Origin of the sequence: Mesorhizobium sp. WSM3626 (assembly GCF_000513935.1) — a bacterium.
Taxonomy (GTDB): domain Bacteria; phylum Pseudomonadota; class Alphaproteobacteria; order Rhizobiales; family Rhizobiaceae; genus Mesorhizobium; species Mesorhizobium salmacidum.
Genome location: NZ_AZUY01000032.1, coordinates 62139 through 68810, shown reverse-complemented (window position 1 = coordinate 68810; position 6672 = coordinate 62139). Strand labels below are relative to the sequence as shown.

7 protein-coding genes are annotated in these 6672 nt (G+C 63.9%); 2 read left to right on the top strand and 5 right to left on the bottom strand.

Going from position 1 to position 6672, the window contains the following annotated elements; genetic code table 11:
- The 4 genes from M653_RS1000000135865 to M653_RS0120980 all read right to left on the bottom strand — a co-directional run.
- Positions 1-159, bottom strand: a 159-nt coding sequence (locus M653_RS1000000135865; RefSeq protein ID WP_156938234.1) for a transposase, incomplete at its 3' end; no start/stop codon positions are given.
- A 96-nt stretch (positions 160-255) separates the two neighbouring features.
- Positions 256-1248 carry a Tim44 domain-containing protein gene (locus M653_RS0120990; RefSeq protein WP_027145107.1) on the bottom strand — a complete coding sequence of 331 codons (993 nt, stop codon included), beginning with the start codon at positions 1246-1248 and terminating at the stop codon, positions 256-258.
- Between the two features lie 71 nt (positions 1249-1319).
- Entirely contained in the window at positions 1320-1619 is a 300-nt protein-coding gene (locus tag M653_RS0120985; protein WP_027145106.1) for a zf-TFIIB domain-containing protein, read from the bottom strand.
- Between the two features lie 185 nt (positions 1620-1804).
- Positions 1805-2794: a zinc-dependent alcohol dehydrogenase family protein gene (locus tag M653_RS0120980; protein ID WP_027145105.1), complete on the bottom strand. Its 990-nt coding sequence runs from the start codon at positions 2792-2794 to the stop codon at positions 1805-1807.
- A gap of 102 nt (positions 2795-2896) precedes the next feature.
- On the opposite strand from M653_RS0120980, the gene M653_RS0120975 reads away from it, so the two are divergent.
- Positions 2897-3799, top strand: a complete 903-nt coding sequence (locus tag M653_RS0120975; protein ID WP_027145104.1) for a LysR substrate-binding domain-containing protein — start codon at positions 2897-2899, stop codon at positions 3797-3799.
- Positions 3800-3893: 94 nt separating this feature from the next.
- The gene (locus M653_RS0120970; protein ID WP_027145103.1) at positions 3894-5537 is read left to right on the top strand and encodes an acetolactate synthase large subunit; all 1644 of its coding nucleotides are present in this window, start codon (positions 3894-3896) and stop codon (positions 5535-5537) included.
- Positions 5538-5920: 383 nt separating this feature from the next.
- On the opposite strand, the gene M653_RS0120965 is transcribed toward M653_RS0120970, so the two are convergent.
- Positions 5921-6568 (bottom strand): GNAT family N-acetyltransferase, encoded by a 648-nt coding sequence (locus M653_RS0120965; RefSeq protein ID WP_027145102.1) that lies wholly within the window; start codon positions 6566-6568, stop codon positions 5921-5923.
- Positions 6569-6672: the final 104 nt, after the last annotated feature.

Sequence of the window (6672 nt, the reverse complement as noted above, 5' to 3'; positions counted from 1 at the left end):
GGGTAGATCACGCCAGCGCCCACCCGAGCGGGCCATCCACAGCAGGGCATCGAGGAACTTCCGGTTGTCGGTGCGCGGGCCGCGCTTGCCCTTCGTACCGCCAGGCACAAANCNCTTGATCCGTTCCNACTGATCCTCTCGAAGCGCATCGCAGTCCATCGCTNACCTCNAAAAATCAGCGTTGAATCTGATTTGCCCTTCCTTGGGAATCCCAACCCGTTAAATCGTCACTACGCCCCAGTAAACTCACCAGGCTCAAGTCTCTTGTATCGCCGAGAGCTTCCAGTTCGAGCCGTTCTGACGCGTGAACGTCCACAACTCGGTCGTCTCGGTGGGATGGCCCTCGTCGCCCTCGACGACCTTGCCGCTCGCCCGTTCGCGCATCACGTCGCGCGACTCATAACGCAATGCGGCGGTGGCGTAGTCGCGGTCATCCTCGCGCCAGCTTTCCGCGATGTCGGCCTGCAGCAGGGTGACATCGGACACTTCGTTTCTGAGACCTTTCTGGGCATTGTCGGCCAGTTCTTCCGACAGATAGGACACCATCTCGGGCGTCACCGACCGGCGCAATGCGGCATGGTCCTCGCGGCCGAATGCTTCCTGGACCTCGGTCAACAACTGCTGGAAGGCGTCGAGGTCGGTCTGGGCCAGCGTGATCTCCTCGGAGCGGGTGGCCTCATGGTCTCCGTTCGAACCGCCGCCAAAGCCAGGAATGGTGAAGGAGCCTGCGGTTCCGGTCTCCTGCTGTGCCGTTGCGCGGTTCTCAAACCGCGAAGCCTGGGCATTGCCCATGCCGGCGAGCGCGGGCGCGGGGCCACGCGCGGACTGCGACCGGAAGAACCTGATGGCCAGCATGATTGCGCCACCGATGAGCAGGGCCTGGAGCAGGAATCCGAACATGCCGGCGAGGCCGCCGAAACCCTGGCCCACGAGCAGTCCGATCAGGCCGCCGAGCAACAGGCCACGCATCATCGTTCCGCCGAAGCCGCTCATGAAGCCGGGTCTCTGCGGGCCGGCCTGCGGCTGCCGGGCTGCATTGTTCACGCCGGTGTTGGGTGTCATCGAACGCTCGACCGGCGCGGTCGGCGCCGGCGCGGTCCGGGTCGGCGGTGCCGACTGGAAGGTGCGCGTGCCACGACTGCCGAAGCTGCCGCCGCGCCGCGCCTCGGCATGATCGATCGCGACCATGGAGAAGGCGAGGAACAGGCCGGCAAAGAGGGTAGCTATTCGGCTTGTGCGGGAAATCATCTGATAGGACCTTATCGATGTGGTTTCGGAAGTTTCAGCAAGGCGCTGGCCGGGTGGCGGGCGTCATGCCGTCAATCGAACAACTCTTCGAAGAATGACTTCTTTCGCTTCGGATAGCGTTGGCCATGCGAGCGGGAATAGTCGTCATCGCGGTCCCGGCTGTGTTGCGGCTGGGCAAATGGCGCGGGCTGCGCTTGCGGCGCGGGCGACGCATCCCTGCCGGACCGTTCGATGATCTTGTCGAGTTCGCCACGATCAAGCCAGACGCCGCGGCACTGCGGACAGTAGTCGATCTCGATCCCCTGGCGTTCGCTCATCACGAGGGCGACACGGCAGGAGGGGCAAACCATACCAAGGAGAGATGATGTCATCAGGGGCTCCTAACCAGAAAGGAATGAGCCCGCTCGACCGAAAGGAATGGAAACGGGCCCGTTGAAGCGGTCCGACATCACGGTCGCGAGAAGCGACAGTCAGAGGGGCCCGGCCCGCATTCGGGATTTAGGAACGCGGGCCGGCCCCTTCAAGGGGCAATATTGCCGGCGAGAATGATTGCTGCTCAAACGGTGACGACGATCTTGCCGAACTGTTCGTTCGATTCGAGATGGCGATGCGCCTCGACGATCTGGTCGAATGGAAACGTTCTGTCGATGATCGGCCTCAGCGTGCCGTCCTCAAGCCCTTCGAGGACGAATGCCTTGGCAGCCTCCAACTTCTCAGGATTGCCGGTGATCTCGTGGACGAGATAGCCGCGCAACGTCAGCGTCTTGCCCAGTACCGCAGGCAACGGAAACGGCGTCGGGTCGCTGCTGAGGCCGCCATATTCGATCAGAACGCCGCCTTTCGACATGGCCGCCGTCAGCGGTTCGAAGATCGGGCCGCCGACCGCATCGAGCACGACGCGCACGCCATTCTGCCCAGCGATCCCACTCAGCCGCATGGCAAGATCCTCGTCTGCGAGGACCACGACTTCAGCCGCTCCGGCGTCAAGCAGGGCCTGTCTCTTTGCGGATGTCCGCGTCACCGCGATCGCTGTCGCGCCGACCCTGTTGGCGATCTGGATCGCGGCAAGTCCGACGCTGCTCGAGGCCGCGGTGATGACAACGGCATCTCTACTGTTCAACCTGGCGATATCGATCAGGGCGCCGTAGGCAGTGAGGTACTGCATCCAAACCGCCGCCGCGGTTTGCCAGTCGAGGGACGGCGGATGTTTGACGATGAGCCCGGCGGGGAAAGTGACAAGCTCACCGTAGGCCGGCCAGCGGACCATCGATTGCGGCGGGACGACACTGACCGCGTCACCGGGCGCCAGCCCTGTCACGCCTTCGCCGATTGCCTCGATGATGCCTGCCGCTTCCAGCCCGAGCCCGGAGGGGAGGGCGGGTGTCTCGATATAGCTGCCCGCGCGCAGCAGCGCCTCGGCGCGGTTGAGGCCGAATGCCCTGACGCGGATCTGAACCTCGTCCTGGCCCGGTGGGGGCAGGTCGACCTTCTCGATGCGCAGGACCTCGGGACCACCATGCTGGTGAAAGCGGACTACACGGGTCATTCGGCCAACTCCAAATTATCTGAACCAAATGAGCTATGATGCGAAGCCTGTTGGCGATAAATGGCTATTCAGATTGTACAGTAGAAACCAGGAGTTTCGAATATGGATAGGCTTGAAAGCATGGCCGTGTTCGTCAGGGCGGTTGATCTCGGCTCGTTCGCAGCGGCCGCCTCAGCGCTCGATCTATCTGGACCGATGGTCGGCAAGCACGTCCGGTTCCTTGAGGACAGACTTGGCGTGCGTCTTATCAACCGGACCACGCGCCGCCAGAGCCTGACCGATTTCGGCCGCGCCTACTATGAGCGGTGCCGCCTGGTGCTGGCCGAGGCCGAGGCCGCCGATGCACTCGCCGCCGACCAGCTCTCGCAACCGCGCGGAAAATTGCGCGTCACCATGCCTGCGCATTTCGGCCGCCACTGCGTGGCTCCCGTATTGCTGCAACTGGCGCGGCGGTATCCGATGCTGGAGCTCGACCTCTCGCTCAGCGACCGCTTTGCCGATCTTGTCGAGGATGGCTACGACCTCGCCATCCGGACCGGTGAGCTGGACGACAAGGCCGGCGTGATCGCGCGCCGTGTTGCACGCCAGGACATGGTCGTCTGTGCCGCGCCTTCCTATCTCGAAATTCATGGCGAACCACTGCGGATCGCAGATCTCGCCGATCATCAGGCGATTGTCTATCGCCGGCTCGGTATGATCGTTCAGCCCTGGCTGTTCGCGCGCGAAGGACAAGCCGCGCTCGAGTTCATCCCAAACGGCCGGCTGCGGCTCGACGATCTCGATGCCATCGCCGATGCCGCTGTCGGCGGCATGGGGCTGGCGTGGTTGCCTTACTGGCTGGCTCGCCAGCGCATCCAGGCCGGCGCGCTGGTCGAACTGTTGCCGGACCAGCCACGCTATCCCTACGACTGTCATGCACTCTGGCTGCAGACGCCGCATCTGCCGCTCAAGGTCCGGCTGGCCGTCGACGCATTGACGGCCGCCTTGCCGAAAATGATGGCGTGATCGCCAGTAGACGACTTGCGCTCTTTGAGGCGTCGCGTTCCGGTGCCATATGAAGATGGCTGACGAAATGCGCGCATCGCAGGAGAGAGGGTTCATGACCAAGGGTTCGGATCTGTTCGTGGCGGCCCTCGAGAATGAAGGGGTCGATCGGATTTTCGGCATTCCGGGCGAAGAAAATCTCGACATCGTCGAATCCATCCGCCGCTCGTCGATCCAGCTGATCCTGACCCGCCACGAGCAGGCGGCCGCCTTCATGGCCGCCACCTATGGCAGGCTCACCGGCAAGGCAGGAGTGTGCATCACCACGCTCGGCCCTGGCGCGCTCAACCTGACGACCGGCTCGGCCTATGCGCTGCTCGGTGCGATGCCTATGATCATGATCACCGGCCAGAAGGGCATCCTGTCGTCCAGGCAGGCGCGCTTCCAGATCGTCGACATCGTTGCGGCGATGAAGCCGCTGACCAAGCTGTCGCGCCAGATCGTCTCGCCGAAGATGATCCCGTCGCTGGTGCGCGAAGCCTTCCGCGTCGCCCAGGAAGAGCGCCCCGGCCCCGTGCACCTGGAACTGCCGGAAGACATCGCGGCGGCGGAGTGCGAACCGATTGCGTTGGTGCCGACGCATCCGGTCGAGTTGCCCCTGGCCAGCGCTGGCGCGCTCGATCGCGCCGCCCGCATGATCCTCGAGGCCAAGCGTCCGCTGCTGATGTTCGGCGCAGCGGCGTCACGGCCGCGCGTGACCCCCGACGTCGCCCAGTTCGTGCTGCGCACGCAGATTCCCTATTTCACCACGCAGATGGGCAAGGGCACCGTGCCCGGCGGCACCGAACTTTACATGGGAACGGCGGCGCTTTCGGAGCGCGACTATGTCCACGAGGCCATCGAACAGGCCGATCTGATCATCACCATCGGCCACGACACGGTCGAGAAGCCGCCCTTCATCATGGGCGCGAAGGGACCGAAGGTCATTCATGTCGGCTACCAGTCGGCTGATGTCGAGCAGGTCTATTTCCCGCAAGCCGAGATTGTCGGTGACCTCGGCCCGTCGCTGGCGCTGCTGGCCGACCGCATCGAAGGCAAGATCCCCAACGCGCAGGCGCTGCTGCCGCTGCGCGAAGGCATTTTGAGCCGAATCGCCGCGCGCGCCACCGAAGACCGCTTCACGCCGCAGCGCATCGTGCACGACGTGCGCGCCGTGATGCCGGCCGACGGCATCCTCGCGCTGGACAACGGCATGTACAAGATCTGGTTCGCGCGCAACTACCGCACGCGCATGGCAAACACGCTGTTGCTCGACAACGCGCTGGCCACCATGGGCGCCGGGTTGCCGTCTGCGATGATGGCGGCGCTGCTCTATCCCCAGCGTCGTGTCATGGCCATCTGCGGCGATGGCGGCTTCATGATGAACAGCCAGGAACTGGAGACGGCTGTCAGGCTCAAGCTGAACCTCGTCGTCCTGCTGCTGGAAGACCATGCGTATGGCATGATCCGCTGGAAGCAGGCGGTCGACGAATTCCCGGATTTCGGCATGACCTTCGGCAATCCCGACTTCGTCAGATACGCCGAGGCCTATGGCGCCAAAGGGACCAGGGTCGGCGCGATCGCCGAGTTGCGGCCGACGCTGGAACAGGCCTTCACCGGCGGCGTGCATCTCGTCGTCGTGCCCATCGACTATTCCGAAAACACCAGGGTGCTTGTCGACGAATTGCGCGAACGGCTGCCGGCGCCGCAGGCGACCTGACGGTTGCCGATATGACGGCTGCGCGGCGTGGAAGTCCAGATCGCGCGCAGCCGGAAGTCCTACAGCTTGCAGTAGGGCGTCACCGGCGCGATGGTGCCGAAATCCTTGACGATCTCATAGCCGATGCCGTCCGCCGCCGCCTTGCCGACATAGGAATGGCAGAGCGTGTGATTGTTGCTGGCATCGTCGCGGATCTTGCCCTACGGCGGCGCGCGACCTCGGTTGCCCTTGCGCCATCGTCGTCGATTTGCCGAAGCTGGCGGGGGCGGCAAACAGCACGATGCGCGTGTCGACGTGCCGCTCCAGCCTTGACAGGATGTTCTCGCGCCGTACCCACCGCCGATGGTGAGCCGATGCCAGACTGGCGGATTGCGACGACGGTCTCATCTGGCGCCGGGCACCCATTCCGTTTCGATTAGGGGAATTTGCGGCGCGCAATCGCGCGGCAAGGTTCCCTTGATCCGCGGATCGTCGGTGATTTCGAAACCAGCTGCATAGGGTTCAAATCCGCAAGCTCTGTAGAAGCCGATGACGCTGTGATGATCGAAGCTGCTGGTGTGCAGCCAGATGCGGCTGGGCTCTAGGCGCCATGCCTGATCGAGCGCGCCCGCCATCAGCCGTTTGCCGAAGCCGCGGCCGGTGAAAGAGGGGAACAGGCCGAAATAGGTGATCTCGATCTCGTTGCTGTCGGCGACCGAGAATTCGACCATGCCGACATGGCCGCCGTTTTCGTCGTGGCCGTAATGGAGATGCTGGCGTGGGTCGGCGAAATGCGCCGCGATGTCGGCGTCCGACATTTCGGCGGCGCGATCCCAGAGCCAGGGAGCGCCGATCTCCAAGAAGACTGCGCGGTAGATGGCGGGGTCGGGCTGGGTGACGCGGCTCATCGCAAGTGGATGCGAAAGACCCTGCACCGGGGCACGCGCCTCCATCCACGTCACCGCATTGACGATCTTGCCGGCCGGCACGCGCCGGTAGCCGGACGCGAGATCGGTGGTTTCATCCGGCAATGAGCCTTCGGTGACTTGCATCTGTCCTCGATCTTCCGCCGCGCAGCCTTGCCGGCATTTCAAGCTGATGCCAACTCTGCGGCCGCCTGCCAAGAGGCTCCAGCGGTGGGCCATGATTTTGGCCC